This window comes from Micromonospora sp. NPDC047521, assembly GCF_055587305.1.
Window position 1 is genome coordinate 241,282 of the sequence record NZ_JBVJGN010000002.1, and the last position, 17,858, is coordinate 259,139.

Sequence of the window (17,858 nt, forward strand, 5' to 3'; positions counted from 1 at the left end):
CGAACGCCAGGCGCGTCGTGGCGGTAACTTCATGATCAACGCTTCGGGTCGGGGCCTTCGGTGCTGGCGCTCGGGGGCTGATCCTCGCCGGCCAGGGCGGAGCGCAGGCGTTCCTTCTCGCTGCGGCGGCGCTCGGCGGCGTCGGCCATCTCCCCGGCCATCTCGTCGCGCCAACCGCGCAACAGGAAGAAGGAGAGCGCGGCGGAGAACGCCAACGCCAGCATCAGCTTCAGGAACACGTTCATGTCGACAAGCCAGAGGGCCGCCAGCACGGCGACGAACAGCCCGATCCGACCCAGCGTGTACTTGACCGCCGCGCTCACCCGCACCACTCCGTTCTCTCGTCAGCCGCCGGTCCCGGCGGAAGGGTCGACCTGGTCGCGGTCAGCCGGTCCGGCGGGCCAGCCAGCGGACGCCCGGAAACCACACGGCCGCGTACGCCACGGTGAACGCGGCCGCCGCCAACGCACCTGACAGCAGCGGCGGCAGCCCGGCGCCGAGCCCGGCGATCAGCAGCCCGGCGAACACCCCGACGGCCGCCGCGGCGATCGCCGCCACCACCCGGGCCGCACCGAACTCCCACGCCCGGAAGTCGTCCCAGAACAGCCAGGCCGGCAGGATCACCGCCAGCCAACCGTTGGTGTGCCCGAAATCGCCGGCGCCGACCGAGGCGAACGCCCAGTCGAACAGCACAAGCGCCAACACGCCGATGACCACGCCGGCCAGGCAAACCCCGAGCAGGTCACCCAGGGTACGGACGCGCCCCTCGGCGTCCCGGCGGGGAAACCCGCCCTGCTGCTCGGAACCGCTCTGCTCGGTCATCGACTGCGAGGGTACGTGGTGGCTCAGGCCCAGACCTGCTGCGGCTCGGCGCGGCGCTCGGCCAGCGACGGGGCCTTGTCGTACTCCCGGACCACGTTGTAGCGGGTGTCCCGCTCCACGGGCTGGAAGCCGGCGTCCCAGATCAGGTGCAGCAGGTCGTCGCGGTGCATCGTGTTCGGGGTGCCGTACGAGTCGGCGTCGTGGGTGATCTTGTATTCGACGACGGAGCCGTCCAGGTCGTCCACGCCGAAGTTCAGCGACAGCTGGGCCACCGAAAGCCCGTGCATCACCCAGAAGTTCTTCACGTGCGGCACGTTGTCGAACAGCAGCCGGGAGACGGCGAACGTCTTCAGCGACTCGGCCGGCGACGCCATCGTGGTGCGCGCCTGGATCCGGTTACGGATCTTGCCGTCCGCCGAGTCCACGAAGTCGTGCTGGTAGCGCAGCGGAATGAAGACAGCGAAACCGCCGGTCTCATCCTGCAACTCGCGCAGCCGCAACACGTGGTCGACGCGGTGCCGGGGCTCCTCGATGTGTCCGTACAGCATCGTCGCCGGGGTCTTCATGCCCTTGCTGTGCGCCAGGGCGTGGATGCGCGACCAGTCCTCCCAGTGGCAGGCGTGGTCGACGATGTGCTGGCGGACCTCCCAGTCGAAGATCTCCGCGCCACCGCCGGTCAGCGACTCCAGGCCGGCGTCCATCAGCTCGTCCAGGATCTCGTCGGCGCTCAACCCGCTGATCTTCTCGAACCACTGCACCTCGGTGGCCGTGAAGCACTTGAGCTTGACGTTCGGCAGCGCCGCCTTCAGCTCCCGCAGCACCTTCGGGTAGTACCGCCACGGCAGCGTCGGGTGCAGGCCGTTGACGATGTGCAGCTCCGTGAGCTGCTCACCCTCCATCTCCTTGGCCTTACGGACCGCCTCGTCGATGCGCATCGTGTACGCGTCCTTCTCGCCCGGCTTGCGCTGGAACGAGCAGTACGCACAGGACGCCGAGCAGACGTTCGTCAGGTTGAGGTGCCGGTTGACGTTGAACATCACCCGGTCGCCGTTGAGCTCGGTGCGCTTGTGGTGCGCCAACCGCCCCAACCAGGTCAGGTCGTCGCTCTCGTAGAGGGCGACCCCGTCCTCGCGGGTCAGCCGCTCACCGGCGTACACCTTCGCTTCGAGCTCACGCTTGAGTCCGGCGTCCATGCCACGTCCCTTCCACCTGCGGTCGGATCGAGCGTACGTCGGTACGCCGATCGGCCCGGCGGCACGGTCGCCGACAGCGACCCACTTCACCAGACTCTCAGCCTCCTGTAACCCGGCCACGCATCGACATCGGTGGCGGCGTGCGGTAGTAACAAGGTGGGGCGGAACACACACTGGTACCGTCCCGTCGGCCGCGCCCACCGAGCGCGGCGAGGAGCAGTCGGACGGGGAGCGGAATGGTCTACAGCGGGCGCGGGCGACGGCAGCGACGACGGAGCCCGGTGATCTCCCCGGTCCTGCGTCCGAAGCTCTGGGCCGCCCTGCTCGGGGCGATCGCCGCCGCCGTGCTGGCCACCCCCGCGTACGCCGAGCCCGGCGTGCCCACGACGGTGCCGGACATCGGCGCGCGCCCGCCGGCGATCGGCGCGCTCCAGGTGCCCGGCGGCGCACCCGTCGCCGGCGTCCCGGCCCCGTCGCTCGTCAACGTCGGCACCGGCCCGCTGGCCGCCCAGATCTCCGCCGGTGAGGCCCAGGTCGGCGCGCTCGGCGACGCCTTGCTGCTGAGCCAACAGAGACGCACCGCCGCGCAGGCCCAGCTCGACACCGCCGGAAAGGCGCTGGAGACCGCGCAGGACGCCCTGCTGCGAGCCCAGCAGGCCGCCGACGCCGCCGCTGCGGACGCGGTGAAGGCCGCCGCCGCGCTGCCGCCCGGCGAGTTCGCCCAGGACCTTCGCGGGTTGAGCCGGCTCCAGCAGATCACCCGTGGCGAGAAGGTCGAGGGCGGCACCACAGGCGTCGCCGGTGAGCTGTCCCGCGCCCGCGCCGCCGAGCAGGCCGCGTACCAGGCGCACTCGACGGCAAAGGCGCAACTCGACGCCACCCAGGCCGAGTTCACCGCAGGTGAGACGGCGCTGCGCACCGCCGAGGCCAGCCTGCTCAAGCTGCGCCGGGACAACGCCACGCTGCTTGTCGAGATCGAGCGTCAGCAGGAGGCCACCGAGCAGCAGCTCGGCGCGGGCTACGTCGCCGGTCAGAACATCAGCGGCATGGCGGCGCACCCCCGGGCGCTGGCCGCCGTCCGGTACGCGCTGGCCCAGCTCGGCGACCCGTACAAGTGGTCGGAGGAGGGCCCGGACCGGTTCGACTGCTCGGGCCTCATGTGGGCGGCGTACCGGTCCCCGGGAGCCGACTACTTCGACCTGCCCCGCGTCTCCCGCGACCAGTACAGGGCCACCCGCGAACGGACGGTGCCGCAGACCGCGCTGCTCCCCGGCGACCTGCTGTTCTTCGCGTCCGGCAGCAGCTGGGAGACGATCCACCACGTCGCCATGTACATCGGCAACGGCAAGATGGTGCAGGCGCCCACCACAGGCGACGTCGTGAAGATCTCCGTAGTGCGCTGGTCCCGGCTCTACGCCGCCACCCGGGTGATCGGCGCCGTGCCGGCCCCGCCGACCATCCCGACGATTCCGGTGCCTCCGACCAAGCCGCCGACGTCGCCGAAGCCGACGCCCAGCACGACGCCTACCAAGAAGCCCACCCCGACGCCGACGCCGACCAAGACGGTCACGCCCACCCCCACACCCACCGACACCGCGACGCCGACGCCGACCAAGACGGTCGACCCGACCCCTTCGTCCACCTCGAGCAGCACGCCGCCGACCACCGCACCGGCCAGCACCACCCCTTCCGGTACGCCGGAGGCGACCCGCAGCGGCACGGCGAGTGAAAGCCCGTCGGGCAGCCCGAAGTCCGGGAGCTGAGGCGCCACGACGGACTCCGGCTGTCCGCTCGGGGCGATCTGTGGCACCGTGACATCCAGGCACATCCGGCTCGACGTCACGGGTCCGGGTGCGAGCGTGGCACGGAGGGCGGAGATGGCCGAGCAGAAGGATCCGGCGGAGACTGTCGACCCCGTCGTCGATCGGGCTGATCCGCGGGAATCAGGCGTCACCGACTCGACGACCGGCCCCGAAGCCAGCCCGTCCGACGACGGCGGCAGCGCCGAAGCCCCCGACGCCGGGAAGGCGGCTCCCCCCGACGCGGAGCAGGCGAATTCCCACGCGGAGCAGGCGAATTCCGACGCGGACCGGTCGGCTACCCCCGACATGCAGGCCGAGACGCCGGCACCGGTACGGGCACGGGCGACCGTCGCCACCGCCGGGGCCCTTCCCGGCGACCTTCCGGCCGCCGCGTCGGCGACCGCGACCACCTACCGGGCGACCGGGTCCGCCAGCCCGGTCGGCGTTCCGCTACCCGGCCAGCGGGACGGCTCGTCCGCCCCGTCCGCCCGGGCCAGCGCCACAGTGCCCGGCAGCAGCCGGGTCGCGGCCGGTGCCATGGGCGCCCCGGACTCCCGGGCGAGCACGCCCGCCGTCTACCGCTCCGGCCCGGTGAACACCGAGCCGCCCGAGCCGGCACAGCCTCCGGAGCCGGCCCAGCCACCCGCGCCGCCGGCCCCCGAGCCGGAGCCGGCCCCCACGCCGCCCGGCCCGGGGCCGACCGAGCCGGCACCGCCCGAGCCCGTGCCCGCGCCAGGCCCCGGGCCGTACCCTCCCGGGCCGGCGCCGACGCCGGAACCTCGACCCACGCCGCCGCCGCCGCCCGACCCGGTCCCGCCCGTTCCGGGCCCACCCGTACCGCCGCCCGCGCCAGTGCCCCCCATGCCGGGCCCAGCGACGCCTCCGGTACCCGGGCCACCCACTCCGCCGCCCGGCCCGCCGGTGCCCGCGCCGCCGTCGCCGCCCGGCCCGATGCCGGCGCCCCCGTTCCCGCCGCCCCCGGCGATGTCCCACCTGCCCGGGGTACGCGCGACCGCCTCGGTCTCCGCCCCTCCGGCGGGCCGGGCGTCCGGCGCCGGTCCCGCGGTGCCGACCTCCGGCGCCGGCTGGGCCGGGGCACCCGTCTCCGCTCCGCCGGTCGTGCCCGCGCCCGCGCTGCCCGCGTGGCCGCCGTCCACCACCGGCGCCGCACCGACCACGCACCGGGGCACCGACACCACCCGGCCGACCACGACAAGCGCGGCGGGACGGGCCACGGCAGGTGTCCGGCACGGCCGTTCGGATGCCGGCGCCGATCTGGCCGGCACGGTCTACGGCGGCGGGGAGGGGCCCGGCTTCGCCACCGTCGCCATACCCGCCAACGCGGTGGAGAATTCCGGCTCCCTGACCGGCCACATCCTGGCCCAGGGTTGGGCTGACACGCCGACCGACCGACCCCGTACGACGCGTGTCCTGCTCGTCCTGGCCGCCTCGTTGGGCCTGCTGGTGGCGATCAGCGTCCTGGTGGTTCTGCTGGCCAACAACGCTCTGGACGGTCTGATGGGCGACGTGCTCAACAGCTGAGGCAGCGGGGGCGATCGTGAGTCGGCCCACTACGGTCGGCCATGCGGCTGGCGAGTTGGGCGAACCGCCGTACACTTGTCGAGATCACTGACCTGGCGCGCGTGGTGCGCGCCCATGGGCGATCTTGCGGGCGATCCGGCGACAACAGCCGCGGCAGGCCATCGCGAAGATGCGCCCCGCTCGAAAGGCATTTGTTGACCACCTCTGCTGACCCCAGCATCGTTCCGTCCGTTTACGACCCCGCCGTCCCGGCCACCGAGGCCGGTCCGGCCCCGGTCGAGGCCGCACCCGCGGAGATCGACTTCGCCGCGCTCGGCCTGCCCGAGCCCCTGGTCCGCGCGTTGGCGCGGCAGGGCATCACCACCCCGTTCGAGATCCAGCGGGCCACCGTGCCCGACGCGCTCGCCGGCCGCGACGTGCTGGGCCGTGGGCAGACCGGCTCGGGCAAGACGCTCGCCTTCGGCCTGCCGGTGCTGGCCCGGGTCGCCGCCGGCAAGCCGGCCCGCCCGATGCGTCCGCGTGCCCTGGTCCTGGTGCCGACGCGCGAGTTGGCCATGCAGGTCAACGACGCTCTGCTGCCGCTTGGCAAGTCCCTCAACGTGTTCCTGAAGACCGCCGTCGGCGGGGTCCCCTACGACCGTCAGATCGACGCGCTGCGGCGCGGCGTGGAGATCATCGTGGCGACGCCGGGTCGGCTCGGCGACCTCATCGAGCGGGGCATCTGCCAGCTCGACGACGTCGAGGTGACGGTGCTCGACGAGGCCGACCAGATGGCCGACATGGGCTTCCTGCCGGAGGTGACCGAGCTGCTGGCGAAGACGCCCGCGAACGGTCAGCGGCTGCTCTTCTCGGCCACCCTGGACGGTGACGTCGACGCGCTGGTCAAGCGGTTCATGAACGACCCGGTGACCCACTCCACGGCGCCGTCCACGGCCTCGGTGTCCACCATGGACCACCACATGCTGTTGATCCCGCCGCACGAGAAGTTCCCGGTGGCCGCCTCGATCGCCGCCCGGGACGGCCGGACCATGGTCTTCGCCCGCACCCAGCTCGGTGTGGACCGGCTGGTCGAGCAGCTCGCCGCGGTCGGCGTACGGGCCGGTGGCCTGCACGGCGGCAAGACGCAGCGGATGCGGACCAAGACCCTCGCCGAGTTCCGTGAGGGCCGGATGAACGTCCTGGTCGCCACGGACGTGGCCGCCCGGGGCATCCACGTCGACGGCGTCACGCTGGTACTGCACGTGGACCCGCCGAAGGACCCCAAGGACTACCTGCACCGCGCCGGGCGTACCGCCCGGGCCGGCGAGTCGGGCGCGGTGGCCACGCTTGTGCTGCCCAAGCAGCGGCGGACCACGCTGGCGATGATGGAGAAGGCGGGCGTCGCGCCCGCCGAGACCCGCGTCCGGGTCGGCGACCCGGTGCTGGCCGAGCTGATCGGCGCCCGCGAGCCGAGCGGCGTTCCGGTGCGGGTGGAGGCCGAGCCGCGCGGCTACGGTGACCGCTCCGGCGGCTCGCGTCGTTTCGACGACCGGTCCGGTGGCCCCCGCCGCTTCGGCGACCGCCCGCAGGGTGACCGGCGCTACGGCGACCGGCCGCAGGGCGAGCGCCGCTACGGCGACCGCCCCACCGGCGACCGACCCTACGGCGACCGCCCGCAGGGCGAGCGCCGCTACGGCGACCGGCCCACCGGCGACCGGCAGTACGGCGACCGGCCCACCGGCGAGCGCCGCTTCGGCGACCGGCCGCAGGGTGAGCGCCGCTTCGGCGACCGGCCGCAGGGTGAGCGCCGTTTCGGCGACCGGCCGCAGTTCGGTGACCGGGACGGCCGGGGCGACCGGCCCACAGGTGAGCGGCGCTACGGTGACCGCCCGCAGGGTGACCGGCAGTACGGCGACCGGCCCACCGGCGACCGGCAGTACGGCGACCGGCCGTCCGGTGAGCGGCCGTCCGGTGAGCGGCGCTTCGGCGACCGGGACACCCGGGGTGGCTACCGCTCCGAGGGCCGTGGCCGGGACGACCGGCCGCGCGACGACCGGCGTGGCTTCGGCGGGCGTCCGCCGGCACGTACCCACTGATCCACTGATCGACCCGAACGCCGTCGCGGAGCGCCTGCTCCGCGACGGCGTTCGCGCATGGCCTGCCGATGTCGGCGCGGTCGCGTAACGTCCGGCTCATGCCGACCATGCCGAAGTCGATCTTCTGGTCCCGGACGGACACCGCCGGCAGTGAGCAGGTGCTGCTCGACGACGGCAACGGTCTCGCGGCCCGGGGCACCCTGCTCGCCGTGGACCCGATCCCGTGGACGGCCCGCTACCGGGTGACCACCGCACCGGACTGGAGCACCACCCGGGTGGAGGTCGAGGCCGAGGGGTCGGGCTGGCTGCGCCGGGTGACGCTGGAACGGGCCACCGGCAGGTGGCGGGTGACGACCGCCGAGCAGGGCGACCTGGACGCCGCTCTGATGGCGGCCGGCCACCCCCGGGCCGGTCTGCCGGGCACCGACGACCCGGACCGACTGGCCGACGCCGTCGACGTGGACCTGAGCGGGTCGCCGCTGTTCAACTCCCTGCCGTTCCACAGGCTCGGGATGGCCGCCCAGGCCGCCGACATGCCCCGCCGGATCACCGTGGCGTGGGTGCTGCTGCCCGGCCTCGAGGTGGTGCCGGCCGAACAGATCTACACCGGGCTCGGGCCGGGCCGGGTGCGGTTCGCCAGCGGCACCTTCACCGCCGACATCGACGTGGACGCCGACGGGTACGTGGTGCGCTACCCGGGGCTGGCCGAGCGGATCGACCCGCGCTGAGCCCTCAGACGGGCCATTCGCCGCTGGTCAGGAACCGCTCGACGGTAGCCAGGTGGGGTGCCAGGTCGAGGCCCTGGGCGGCCACCCAGCCGTCGGCGTAGTACGTGTCGGCGTACCTGTCGCCGGGGTCGCAGATCAGGGTGACGACCGAGCCGGTCCGCCCCTCGGCGAGCATGTCGGCGATCAGGCCGAACGCGCCCCAGAGGTTGGTGCCGGTCGAGCCGCCGACCCGACGGCCGAGCACCGCCGAGCCGGCCCGCATGGCGGCGATCGACGCCGCGTCCGGCACCTGGACCATCCGGTCCACCACGGATGGCACGAAGGACGCCTCCACGGTGGGGCGGCCGATGCCCTCGATCCGGGAGCCCCGGCCGGTGCGTACCGACCAGTCGGCGGCGAGCCAGGCGGGGTAGAACGCGGAGTTCTCCGGGTCCACCACGCACAGTTTGGTGGGCAGCCGCTGGTACCTGGCGTACCGGCCGATGGTCGCGCTGGTGCCACCGGTGCCGGCGCCGACCACGATCCAGGCCGGGATCGCGTGCCGTTCCCGCTTCAGCTGCGCGTAGATCGACTCGGCGATGTTGTTGTTGCCCCGCCAGTCGGTGGCCCGCTCGGCGTACGTGAACTGGTCCATGAAGTGCCCGCCGGTGTCCTCGGCCAGCCAGCGGGCCTCGACCACCACGCTCGCCGGGTCGTCGACCAGGTGGCACCGGCCGCCCTGGAACTCGATCTGGGAGATCTTCTCCGGGGAGGTGGAGGCGGGCATGACGGCGATGAACGGCAGGCCGAGCATCCGGGCGAAGTACGCCTCGGAGACGGCGGTGGAGCCGGACGACGCCTCGACGACTGTGGTGCGCGGCCCGATCCAGCCGTTGCAGAGCCCGTAGAGGAACAGCGAGCGGGCCAGCCGGTGCTTCAGCGAACCGGTCGGGTGTGACGACTCGTCCTTGAGGTACAGGTCGATCCCCCACGCCCGGGGCAGCGGGAACGGCAGCAGGTGGGTGTCGGCCGAGCGGTTCGCGTCCGCCTCGACGGCGGCGATCGCCTCGGTCACCCAGGTCCGGCTGGCCTCGTCGCACCTGTCGAGATGAGTCACGCCGGAAACCTAGCAAGCAGGCCGAGGTCAGCTCCGGTCCGGTGGGGCGGTCCGGCGCAGTTGGCGGCGCTGCCCGGCCCGGCCGGCGGCCCGGATGACCGGGGTCAGCGCGACGGCCAGCCGGGGCAGCGCGTCCAGCAGTCGGACCTGCGCCCCCCGCCAGCGGGGCAGGCTGACCACCGGGCGTGGCCTGCGGGCCAGCCGGACCGCGCGGGCGGCGACGCGCTGCGGGGTCAGCATCGTTCCGGTGAACGAGGCGAGCGCCCCCGCGTCGTCCAGCCGGTCGTGCAGCATCGGGGTCCAGATGCCGTCCGGGCAGAGGCAGGAGACGTGCACCCGCCGGTAACCGGCCATCCGCAGGTCGGTCAGGGTGCCGAGGCTGAACGCCAGCAGTGCGTGTTTGCTTGCCGCGTACACCGTCTCGCCTGGCGCGGCGATCAGCCCGGCCAGCGACACGACGTTGAGCACGTGGCCGTGCCCCTGCTCGCGCATGAGCGTGAGCGCGGCGAGGGTGCCGTTCATCGCGCCGAACGTGTTGACGTCGAGCAGCCGCCGCCGGGTCCGGCCGTCGTGTTCCCAGGCCGGGCCGGTGACCAGGATGCCGGCGTTGTTGACCCAGAGGTCGAGGCCGCCCCGGCTCGCCGCCGTCGCCGCGATCTCCGCGCAGGCCACCTCGTCCCGTACGTCCAGGGCGGCCGACCAGCCGCCGAGCGGCGCGGCGGCGGAGGCCACCGCCGCGGCGTCGACGTCGGTGAGCAGCACCGTCCAGCCGTCGTCGTGAAGCGCGGCGGCGATGGCGCGACCCAGGCCGCCGGCGGCCCCGGTCACCACGGCCGTGCCACGTCGGGGCGAGGTCATCGGCGCACGCTACCGCCCGTGGGCGGGGCGGCACCAGGGGTACGCGGTCAGGGAGCCGTCGGGCCGACCGGCTGGGGGCGGTTCTCCCACTTGGTGCTGAGCGCGATGGCGGTGCGGGTCGAGGCGACACCTGGCGTCCGGTTGAGCCGCACGATCAGCTGCTCCAGCTCGGCGATCGTGCCGACCCGCGCCTTGAGCAGGAACGACTCCACGCCGGCCATGAAGTAGCAGGACTCGATCTCGGGCAGCACCCGCAGCGACTCGAGCATGTCGTCGGAGTCCGCCCCGGAGTCCTCGACGATGCCGATCAGCGCGGTGACGCCCAGCCCGATCGCCTCCGGCTCGACGTCCGCGCGGTAGCCGCGTACCACGCCGCTGCTCTCCAGCTTGCCGACCCGCTCGTGGACGGCGGGGGCGGAGAGACCAACCTGCCGGGCCAGTTCGGCGTACGACAGTCGGGCGTTGCCGCGCAGCAGGTCGACGAGGCTCAGGTCGATGGCGTCCACGGAGAGTGACCTTAACGGGTTGGGCGTAACGCGAAGGCTTCGGCACCCGTTGCACACAGCAGTGAGTAACTGTTCACAAACAGTCGGTCAAGGTAGGGGTTGCACCAGTACCATTTACTAACTTCCCACTCAGTGCATTTTTCGCGTTTGGCGGACAGGCCAGGTCCCTGGTGCTGTAATTGCCATACGTCCCTCATGACGGCTCTGGGCTCGCACCAGCCGGGGGCAGTGTGTTCAGCCAGGGGCTTCGTCGACGCGAGGAGGGGGCTGTGGACACTGGAGATCGCCTGCTGACACCGGGTGAGGTCGCCGCGCTGTTTCGGGTGGACCCGAAGACTGTGACGAGATGGGCGGCGGCCGGCCGGATAGGAAGCATCCGGACTCCAGGCGGGCATCGCCGGTTTCGGGAATCCGAGGTGCGAGCCCTGCTTGAGGGGGAGGGCATGCTGGACGAGGTGGACGAGGTCGGAAAGCCACGCAACGTGGGACCGGCCGCATCCACCGGGCCGGGTCCGGCCAACGCCGGCATGTACTGAACTGGTGCGGACAACGTCACGCGGACCGGACACCAGTCCGGTCCGCGTCCCGCTGCGACGATCAGCGAGGTGGCTCGGCCGAGCGGGCTGAGCCGAGCTGACCGGACCACCGCCGGAACAGGGTGTGCGGAACGCCTAGCGCGTCCAGCACCTTGCCGGCCACGAAGTCGACCAACTGCTGGGCGCTGGCCGCCGCGCCGGCCCCGTAGAAGCCGGGGCTGGCGGGCAGCACTATCGCGCCGGCGTCGTGCAGGTCGATGAGGTGCTCCAGGTGGCTGCGGGTCACAGGCGTCTCCCGGGGGACCACCACCACCGGGCGGCGTTCCTTGAGGTTGACCTCGGCGGCGCGCTGCAACAGGTCCTTGGAGAGCCCGATCGCGATGCCCGCGCAGGCGGCCGTGCTCGCCGGGACCACTGCCATGCCGCGTACCCGGTAGGAGCCGCTGCTCGGCCCGGCCGCCAGGTCGCCCGCCGGCCAGTGCCGCACGTCCGCGCCGGTCAGGTCCCGCCCGAGCCAGGCCGCGAGGTCCTCGGCCCAGTGGGCGTCCCGGAACGGCCGGCCTGTCTCGTCGAGCACGGTGAGCCGCGCCGCCCGGGACACGACGAGGTCCACCGGCTCGCCCGCGTCGAGGAGTCCGCCGATGACCGCCGCCGCGTACGGCGTGCCGGAGGCTCCGGAGACACCGACCACCCATGGTTCCCGCATGCCCTCAGCCTGCCTGGTCGGGGTGGACGCCGCGCCGTGGCCCCCGCTGTTGTCCCGTCCGTCATCGTCCCGACCCGCCACGGACATCATCGACAGCCGATTTCTGACATGCTCGCACCGGAGGATCACCGTGCAGCGACCGGAGGGGGCGGTACGACCGATGACGGCGGCGGCAGCCCGCACCCTACGTGCCGAATGTCCTCTTCCTTCGCGGTGCTCCCCCCACTCCCCGGCGACGCAGGAGTGGCTGGCCGAGTGGGTGCGCCGCTTCGATCTGCCGCTTGACGACGTCGCCCTGCGCCGGCTGGACGCTGCTCGTTTCGCCTGGTACGCGGGTCGGCTCTACCCGGACGCCAGCGCGGACGACCTGCGTTCGGTGGCCGCGCTCTGGACCTGGTTCTTCCTGCTCGACGACGCCTGCGACGGGCCGCACCGGGCCAGCGGGGCGGACGTGGCAGCCCTGCGGGACGGGGTGCTGCACCTGCTGCGCGGCGGAGCCGGCGCCCGGCCGGCCGGGTTTCGCGGCCCGCTGCGCCTGATGCTCGCGGACGCGTGGCAGGCGCCGCGTGCCCGGATGCCGCTGGCCTGGCAGCAGCGCTTCGCCGACGCTGTCGCCCACCACCTGGAGGGCGACCGGACGGAGGCGGAGAACAAGACCCGGGGGCACCGTCCCGGTGTCGCCGAGTACGTCGCGCTGCGCCGCGCCACCTCGGCGGCGTACGTGTCGTACACGATGATCGAGTTCGTCACCGGGCACGCGTTGCCGGACGCCGTCTACCACCATCCGGCGCTGCGGGCGCTTGCGGCGACGGGAAATGACCTGCTCTCCTGGTTCAACGACCTGGTGTCGCTGGAGACGGACCGGCTGACCTCGGGCGGGCACAACCTGGTGCTGGCCATCGCCCGGGAGCAGCGCCTGCCGCAGGAGCGGGCCGTGGAGGCGGCGGTGGACCGCTGGCGCGCGGCGATGGGGCGGTTCATGAGGCTGCGGGCCGAGGTCCCGTCCTTCGGCCCGGCCCTGGACCCGGCGGTGGCCGCGCACGTGGAGGGGGTCGCCCACTCGGTGCGCGGCACCATCGACTGGTCACTGGAGAGCGACAGGTACTCGGCCTCCCACAGGTGAGTCAGCGGGCCTGCCGCTGGCGGTCGGCGAGCGTGTTGAGCAGGGCGGCGGCGGTGCCGGCGTCGGCGACGGTGACGACGACCGAGCGTCCCCCGGTCCGCTCGACCAGCAGGCCGTCGCCCGAGCGCAGGACGATGCCGACCCGGCCTCCCCGGCCCACCCGCCAGCCCCAGCCGCCGAATTCGCGCAGCGGGTGGACCTGCACGACGCTGGCGCGGAGCACCTCGTCGAGGGGGACGCGGGTGCGCGGCCAGCCGGCCGACGATCGGATCAGCAGGCCGGTCTCGTCGACCCGTACGGTGAAGGCGAACATCGCCGCGAAGACGGCGACGAGCAGCGCCGCGACGATCAGCAGCGCCCACACGCCACTGATGACGGCGAGCGTGACCAGCACGACTATGGATGCCGCGCCCATGGTGATGCCCGGCCCGGCGCCGGTCTGCCCGATCCAGACGGCCCGTTCGCTCGGGGCGAGGGGGACGCGGGGCGCCTCGGGCGCGACGGGGCGGTCGGCCGGCTGGGGCGGGTCACCGGGCAGGAGCACGCCGACGAGCACGGCCGGTACGAGAGAGCCGACGATCGCCAGGGTGAGCGCGCCGCCGATTCCGCCTGCCTCGCGGGCGTCGGCGAGGCCGAGCTGCCCGTGCAGCGCGCCGAGCTGCACGAGGGCGAGGAAGAGCGCCACCCAGACAGCGGTCGCCGCGCCGACGCGGCGGTTCGCCGCCGACTGACCCCACAGCGCGGTGACCGCGCCGAAGCCGAGCACCAGGAGAGCACCCGTGCCCAAGGTCGCCCAGAGGGAGGCGTCGAGGGACATGAAGCCGTCCGGTCGGCCCTGGGCTCCCCAGTGCGTCGCCACCGGGTCGGGCAGGTCGCCACGCCAGGAGAGGGCGACGGCGGCGGCCACGGCGAGGATCACGAGGCCGCAGACGGTGGCCGTGAGGCCGACGAGGCGCTTGTCACGGGCGGGCTCGGTGCCGGTGGTCATGATGAGAACGCCTCCCTGAGGAATGTGGCTGTGGCTTTGCCCGCTCCCGGCCTGCTGCGTCGTCAGCGCAGGACGCTCGCCACGACAATGCGCACATCTTCGACCGGCGGATCGTCGCGGTGCTCGGTGAACAGCAGCTGCACGGCGCCGATCAGGGTCGGCGCCAGTACCTGCACGTCCGCGTCGGTGGCGATCCGACCGAGGTCGCGCTCGGCTGCCAGGTAGCCGGCCACCGCGGCGACCGACTCGCCCACCAGGGGAAACCGGGCGGTCCCAGCCGCGCGCAGGCGGTTGCGCAGCTCGTCGCGGGCGATGGTGAGCACGATGATCGCGGACATGACCGGCTCGAAGAGTTCGAATATCGCGTCGGTGAGGTTGCCGGCAACGGTCCCTGTCCCGGCAGCATCGCGGAGTGCAACACCTTTCGCCTCCACCCGCGCGATGCGGTCGAGCACCAGATCGACCAGGAACGCGTCGAAGTCGGCGAAGTGCCGATGCAGCACGCCCTTGGCCACTCCGGCCTCGTCGGTAATCGCGCGGCTGGTCAACGCCGTGACGCCGCCGCGCATGAGCACCCTCACGGCCGCGTCGAACAGTTGCTGGCGCGGATCGCGCAGAGCTACGCCGGTGGGCATGGAAAGCTCCCGGTTCTTTAATGGGCGACTGCCCATTAGAGTGGGCACATGGTCACTCTACCGCCCCAACCGCACAGAGCCCGCCGCGTCGCCGAGTCATTCGGGGGCGACCCCGGGCGCTACGACCGCAGTCGGCCGCCGTATCCGGATGCGTTGATCGAGCACATCGTCGCCGCCGCACCGGGCCCCGCATTTATCGACGTCGGTTGCGGGACCGGGATCGCAGCCCGCCAGTTCCGCGCCGCCGGGTGCGCGGTCGTCGGTGTCGAGCCCGACCCTCGGATGGCCGGATTCGCCCGCGCGACAGGCATCGACGTCGAGGTTGCGACCTTCGAGACGTGGGAGCCTGCCGGCCGCAACTTCGACGCGGTCGTCTCCGGCACGGCCTGGCACTGGGTCGACCCTGTCGCCGGAGCCGCCAAGGCCGCCGAGATACTGCGCCCGGGCGGCGTCCTCGCGCCGTTCGGCCACGTCTACGAACTGCCGTCGCCGATTGCCGCAGCGCTCGCTGCCGGGTTACGCCGAACTGCGCCGAACCTGCCCTACCAACAGCCGACCGGTTCCATTCTCGACGGCTACCGCGCCCTCTACGACCGTGCCGCCGAGGGAGTCCGCGCGTCCGGCTGTTTCGCCGAACCCGAGATCCGCCGTTACGACTGGCAGCGCACCTACGCCCCGAGCGAACTGCTCGAACTCATCGCGACTTCCGGCGGCCTCGCGAGCGCGCCACCAGATGATCTCGCCGAGATCCTGTCGACGGTCAGCGCCGCGGTAGACGGCGATGCCACCTTCGCCTATGCCACCTGGCACCTGACCGCTGTCCGCAGGTAACCCGCCGACGCCGCTCGCCGCGAACAAGCGCTAGGCGCGCAGACCCAGGCGCACCACGAGATCGAGCAGGGCGAACACGAACAGCGCGATGCCGACGAACCCGTTTGCGGTGAAGAACGCCCGGTTGACCTTGCTCAGGTCGGTCGGGCTGACCACCAGGTGCTGATAGCCGAACGCGACTGCGGTAAGCGCCAGGCCCACCCACCAGAGCCAGCCGAACCCGATGAGCGCACCGAACCAGACGAACAGCCCGAACGTCACCACGTGCGCCAGTGTGGAGGCGTGCAGCGCGAAGCGCCTGCCGTACCGGGCGGGCACGCTGTGCACGCCGATCTCCTTGTCGATCTCGGAGTCCTGGCAGGCGTAGATCAGGTCGAACCCGCCGATCCACAGCCCGACCGCGGCACCCAGCAGCCAGGCCGGCCAGGAGCCGTCCAGGGTGCCGGTGACCGCCAGCCAGGCGCCGACCGGGCCGACCGCCTGGGCGATCGCGAGGATGGCGTGCGGCCAGTTGGTGAACCGCTTGCCGTACGGGTAGACCACGAGCGGCACCACGGCGAGCGGCGCCAGCACCAGGCAGAGCGGGTTGAGCAGGGCGGCGGCGGCGAGGAAGACCACCAGCGCGACGGCCGCGCCGGTCCAGGCCGTCCGCACGCTCACCGCACCGGTGACCAGTTCCCGGTTGGCGGTACGCGGGTTCCGCGCGTCGATGCTCCGGTCGAGGATCCGGTTGGCGGCCATCGCGAACGTCCGCGCCCCGACCATCGCCACGGTGATCAGCAGCAGGTCGAGCCACCGCACCCGCCCGCCGGAAACCTGCATGGCAGTCAGAGCCGACAGGTACGCGAACGGCAGCGCGAACACCGAGTGCTCGATAGCGACGAGCTTGAGGAAGGACTTGACCCGGCCCGGCTTCTCGGCCGGAGCGTCGATGACGGCCATCAGATCCCGTACTCCTTCCAGCGCTTGTCGACCAGGGCGGTGACCTCCGGGGCCATCCTCATCTCCTCCGGCCAACCCCGGGTGTAGCCCTCGGTCGGGAGCTTGCGGGTCGCGTCGACGCCTGCCTTGCCGCCCCAGAACTGCTGGTACGAGGCGTGGTCGAGGTGGTCGACAGGGCCCTCGGTGAGCAGCAGGTCCCGTGCGTAGTCGACGTTGCCGAAGGCGCGGAACGCCACCTCGTTGTAGTCGTGCACGTCGCAGTCCTCGTCCACGATCACGATCAGCTTGGTGAGCGACATCATGTGCGCGCCCCAGATCGCGTTCATGACCTTCTGCGCGTGCTTCGGGTAGCGCTTACGGATCGACACGATCGCGCAGTTGTGGAAGACGCCGGCGGCCGGCAGGTCGTAGTCGACGATGTCCGGGATCAGGAAGCGCAGCAGCGGCGCGAAGATCCGCTCGGTGGCCTTGCCGAGACCGTGGTCCTCCTGCGGCGGCTGGGACGTGACGATCGAGTGGTAGACCGGGTCACGCTGCATCGTCATGCACTCGACGTGCATCACCGGGAACGGCTCCACGGGCGTGTAGAAGCCTGTGTGGTCGCCGAACGGCCCCTCGGGCATGCGCTCGCCCGGCTCGATGTACCCCTCCAGCACGATCTGCGCGTGCGCCGGCACCTGCAACGGGACGGTCAGGCAGTCGACCATCTCGACGCGTTCGCCGCGCAGGAACCCGGCGAACAGGTACTCGTCGATCTCGGCGGGGAGCGGCGCGCTCGCCGAGTAGGCGACCGCCGGGTCGGCGCCGATGGCGATGGCCACCGGCAGCCGCTGCCCGAGCCGCTCGGCGACCGCGTGGTGCGCCGTGGAGTTCTTGTGGATCTGCCAGTGCATGCCGATCGTGTTGTGCGAGTGCTGCTGGAGCCGGTAAAGCCCGAGGTTGCGCTTGCCGGTCTGCGGGTCCTTCGTGTGGGTCAGCCCGAAGTTGTGGAAGATCCCCCCGTCCCCGGGCCAGACCTGCAACCCGGGCAGCCGGTTGAGGTCGACGTCGTCGCCGCGGTAGACGACCTGCTGGCAGGGGGCCGTCTTGACCTTCTTGGGCGGCATGGACTTGAGCTGCATGACCTTGCCGAGGCCGCCCATCATGCCCGAGAAGCCCTGCGGCAGTTCCGGCTTGAGCATGTCGCCGATCCGCTCGCCGATCTCGTCGAGGCGTTCCACCCCGAGGGCCATGGCCATCCGCTTCTCGGTGCCGAAGAGGTTGACCGCCACAGGCATCTCACCCCGCGTCGGCCGCTCGAAGAGCAGCGCCGGCCCGCCGGCCCGCACCGTCCGGGTCACCACCTCGCTGATCTCCAGGGTGGGATCGACCGGAACGGTGACCCGGCGCAGCTCCCCCGCGCGCTCGAGCGCCGCGAGGAAGTCCTTGATATCGGTGTACGGGAAGCCACGAGCCGCCATACCCGCCAGTCTCCC

General features: G+C 72.5%; 18 protein-coding genes. 7 read left to right on the forward strand and 11 right to left on the reverse strand.

Features of this window, described 5'->3' with window-relative positions:
* Positions 1 to 35: 35 nt before the first annotated feature.
* From ACZ6N8_RS04980 to mqnE, 3 genes are all read right to left on the reverse strand, one after another.
* Positions 36 to 323, reverse strand: a complete 288-nt coding sequence (locus ACZ6N8_RS04980; RefSeq protein WP_466007623.1) for a DUF4229 domain-containing protein — start codon at positions 321 to 323, stop codon at positions 36 to 38.
* Positions 324 to 384: 61 nt separating this feature from the next.
* Complete coding sequence (locus tag ACZ6N8_RS04985; RefSeq protein ID WP_364369327.1) at positions 385 to 822, reverse strand: hypothetical protein; 438 nt, start codon at positions 820 to 822, stop codon at positions 385 to 387.
* Positions 823 to 845: 23 nt separating this feature from the next.
* A complete protein-coding gene (gene mqnE / locus ACZ6N8_RS04990; protein WP_357982616.1) occupies positions 846 to 2,015 on the reverse strand; it encodes an aminofutalosine synthase MqnE in 1,170 nt (389 codons plus the stop codon).
* A 236-nt stretch (positions 2,016 to 2,251) separates the two neighbouring features.
* Here mqnE and ACZ6N8_RS04995 point away from each other — a divergent pair, with 236 nt between their 5' ends.
* The 4 genes from ACZ6N8_RS04995 (at position 2,252) to ACZ6N8_RS05010 (ending at position 8,162) form a co-directional block, all read left to right on the forward strand.
* On the forward strand, positions 2,252 to 3,778 hold the full coding sequence (locus ACZ6N8_RS04995; RefSeq protein WP_466007626.1) for a C40 family peptidase: 1,527 nt from the start codon (positions 2,252 to 2,254) through the stop codon (positions 3,776 to 3,778).
* A gap of 114 nt (positions 3,779 to 3,892) precedes the next feature.
* Positions 3,893 to 5,359, forward strand: a complete 1,467-nt coding sequence (locus ACZ6N8_RS05000; RefSeq protein ID WP_466007627.1) for a hypothetical protein — start codon at positions 3,893 to 3,895, stop codon at positions 5,357 to 5,359.
* Between the two features lie 194 nt (positions 5,360 to 5,553).
* A complete protein-coding gene (locus ACZ6N8_RS05005) occupies positions 5,554 to 7,434 on the forward strand; it encodes a DEAD/DEAH box helicase (protein ID WP_466007629.1) in 1,881 nt (626 codons plus the stop codon).
* A 107-nt stretch (positions 7,435 to 7,541) separates the two neighbouring features.
* On the forward strand, positions 7,542 to 8,162 hold the full coding sequence (locus ACZ6N8_RS05010) for a putative glycolipid-binding domain-containing protein (RefSeq protein ID WP_466008303.1): 621 nt from the start codon (positions 7,542 to 7,544) through the stop codon (positions 8,160 to 8,162).
* Positions 8,163 to 8,166: 4 nt separating this feature from the next.
* Here the strand turns inward: ACZ6N8_RS05010 and cds1 are convergent, their stop codons facing one another.
* Genes cds1 through ACZ6N8_RS05025 form a run of 3 tightly spaced genes read right to left on the reverse strand, consistent with a single transcriptional unit; the run spans position 8,167 to position 10,622 of the window.
* Entirely contained in the window at positions 8,167 to 9,258 is a 1,092-nt protein-coding gene (gene cds1 / locus ACZ6N8_RS05015) for an L-cysteine desulfhydrase Cds1 (RefSeq protein ID WP_466007630.1), read from the reverse strand.
* A gap of 27 nt (positions 9,259 to 9,285) precedes the next feature.
* The gene (locus tag ACZ6N8_RS05020) at positions 9,286 to 10,116 is read right to left on the reverse strand and encodes an SDR family oxidoreductase (protein ID WP_387116466.1); all 831 of its coding nucleotides are present in this window, start codon (positions 10,114 to 10,116) and stop codon (positions 9,286 to 9,288) included.
* A 47-nt stretch (positions 10,117 to 10,163) separates the two neighbouring features.
* Positions 10,164 to 10,622, reverse strand: a complete 459-nt coding sequence (locus tag ACZ6N8_RS05025; protein WP_354816019.1) for an Lrp/AsnC family transcriptional regulator — start codon at positions 10,620 to 10,622, stop codon at positions 10,164 to 10,166.
* A 269-nt stretch (positions 10,623 to 10,891) separates the two neighbouring features.
* Here ACZ6N8_RS05025 and ACZ6N8_RS05030 point away from each other — a divergent pair, with 269 nt between their 5' ends.
* On the forward strand, positions 10,892 to 11,158 hold the full coding sequence (locus ACZ6N8_RS05030; protein ID WP_007454516.1) for a BldC family transcriptional regulator: 267 nt from the start codon (positions 10,892 to 10,894) through the stop codon (positions 11,156 to 11,158).
* A 61-nt stretch (positions 11,159 to 11,219) separates the two neighbouring features.
* On the opposite strand, the gene ACZ6N8_RS05035 is transcribed toward ACZ6N8_RS05030, so the two are convergent.
* The gene (locus ACZ6N8_RS05035; RefSeq protein WP_466007633.1) at positions 11,220 to 11,864 is read right to left on the reverse strand and encodes a UbiX family flavin prenyltransferase; all 645 of its coding nucleotides are present in this window, start codon (positions 11,862 to 11,864) and stop codon (positions 11,220 to 11,222) included.
* Positions 11,865 to 12,123: 259 nt separating this feature from the next.
* Here ACZ6N8_RS05035 and ACZ6N8_RS05040 point away from each other — a divergent pair, with 259 nt between their 5' ends.
* Positions 12,124 to 12,987 carry a terpene synthase family protein gene (locus ACZ6N8_RS05040; RefSeq protein WP_466007634.1) on the forward strand — a complete coding sequence of 288 codons (864 nt, stop codon included), beginning with the start codon at positions 12,124 to 12,126 and terminating at the stop codon, positions 12,985 to 12,987.
* 1 nt (position 12,988) lies between these two features.
* Here ACZ6N8_RS05040 and ACZ6N8_RS05045 read toward each other — a convergent pair whose 3' ends face one another.
* Both ACZ6N8_RS05045 and ACZ6N8_RS05050 read right to left on the reverse strand, forming a co-directional pair.
* Positions 12,989 to 13,975, reverse strand: coding sequence for a DUF1648 domain-containing protein (locus tag ACZ6N8_RS05045; protein WP_466007636.1), 987 nt, complete (start codon positions 13,973 to 13,975; stop codon positions 12,989 to 12,991).
* A gap of 62 nt (positions 13,976 to 14,037) precedes the next feature.
* Entirely contained in the window at positions 14,038 to 14,610 is a 573-nt protein-coding gene (locus ACZ6N8_RS05050; protein ID WP_466007638.1) for a TetR/AcrR family transcriptional regulator, read from the reverse strand.
* A gap of 48 nt (positions 14,611 to 14,658) precedes the next feature.
* Here ACZ6N8_RS05050 and ACZ6N8_RS05055 point away from each other — a divergent pair, with 48 nt between their 5' ends.
* Positions 14,659 to 15,441: a class I SAM-dependent methyltransferase gene (locus tag ACZ6N8_RS05055; protein WP_466007640.1), complete on the forward strand. Its 783-nt coding sequence runs from the start codon at positions 14,659 to 14,661 to the stop codon at positions 15,439 to 15,441.
* Positions 15,442 to 15,471: 30 nt separating this feature from the next.
* On the opposite strand, the gene mqnP is transcribed toward ACZ6N8_RS05055, so the two are convergent.
* Both mqnP and ACZ6N8_RS05065 read right to left on the reverse strand, forming a co-directional pair.
* Positions 15,472 to 16,383 (reverse strand): menaquinone biosynthesis prenyltransferase MqnP, encoded by a 912-nt coding sequence (gene mqnP / locus ACZ6N8_RS05060; RefSeq protein ID WP_466007642.1) that lies wholly within the window; start codon positions 16,381 to 16,383, stop codon positions 15,472 to 15,474.
* Positions 16,383 to 17,843, reverse strand: a complete 1,461-nt coding sequence (locus ACZ6N8_RS05065; protein WP_466007644.1) for a menaquinone biosynthesis decarboxylase — start codon at positions 17,841 to 17,843, stop codon at positions 16,383 to 16,385. Before ACZ6N8_RS05065 ends, mqnP begins: the two co-directional genes overlap by 1 nt.
* Positions 17,844 to 17,858 lie beyond the last annotated feature (15 nt).

Bases quoted from the DNA above. Each gene is read 5' to 3' on its own strand.
- ACZ6N8_RS04985 (WP_364369327.1), bottom strand. From the start codon at position 822: ATGACCGAGCAGAGCGGTTCCGAGCAGCAGGGCGGGTTTCCCCGCCGG.
- mqnE (WP_357982616.1), bottom strand. From the start codon at position 2,015: ATGGACGCCGGACTCAAGCGTGAGCTCGAAGCGAAGGTGTACGCCGGT.
- ACZ6N8_RS04995 (WP_466007626.1), top strand. From the start codon at position 2,252: ATGGTCTACAGCGGGCGCGGGCGACGGCAGCGACGACGGAGCCCGGTG.
- ACZ6N8_RS05000 (WP_466007627.1), top strand. From the start codon at position 3,893: ATGGCCGAGCAGAAGGATCCGGCGGAGACTGTCGACCCCGTCGTCGAT.
- ACZ6N8_RS05010 (WP_466008303.1), top strand. From the start codon at position 7,542: ATGCCGAAGTCGATCTTCTGGTCCCGGACGGACACCGCCGGCAGTGAG.
- ACZ6N8_RS05020 (WP_387116466.1), bottom strand. From the start codon at position 10,116: ATGACCTCGCCCCGACGTGGCACGGCCGTGGTGACCGGGGCCGCCGGC.
- ACZ6N8_RS05035 (WP_466007633.1), bottom strand. From the start codon at position 11,864: ATGCGGGAACCATGGGTGGTCGGTGTCTCCGGAGCCTCCGGCACGCCG.
- ACZ6N8_RS05045 (WP_466007636.1), bottom strand. From the start codon at position 13,975: ATGACCACCGGCACCGAGCCCGCCCGTGACAAGCGCCTCGTCGGCCTC.
- ACZ6N8_RS05050 (WP_466007638.1), bottom strand. From the start codon at position 14,610: ATGCCCACCGGCGTAGCTCTGCGCGATCCGCGCCAGCAACTGTTCGAC.
- ACZ6N8_RS05055 (WP_466007640.1), top strand. From the start codon at position 14,659: ATGGTCACTCTACCGCCCCAACCGCACAGAGCCCGCCGCGTCGCCGAG.
- mqnP (WP_466007642.1), bottom strand. From the start codon at position 16,383: ATGGCCGTCATCGACGCTCCGGCCGAGAAGCCGGGCCGGGTCAAGTCC.
- ACZ6N8_RS05065 (WP_466007644.1), bottom strand. From the start codon at position 17,843: ATGGCGGCTCGTGGCTTCCCGTACACCGATATCAAGGACTTCCTCGCG.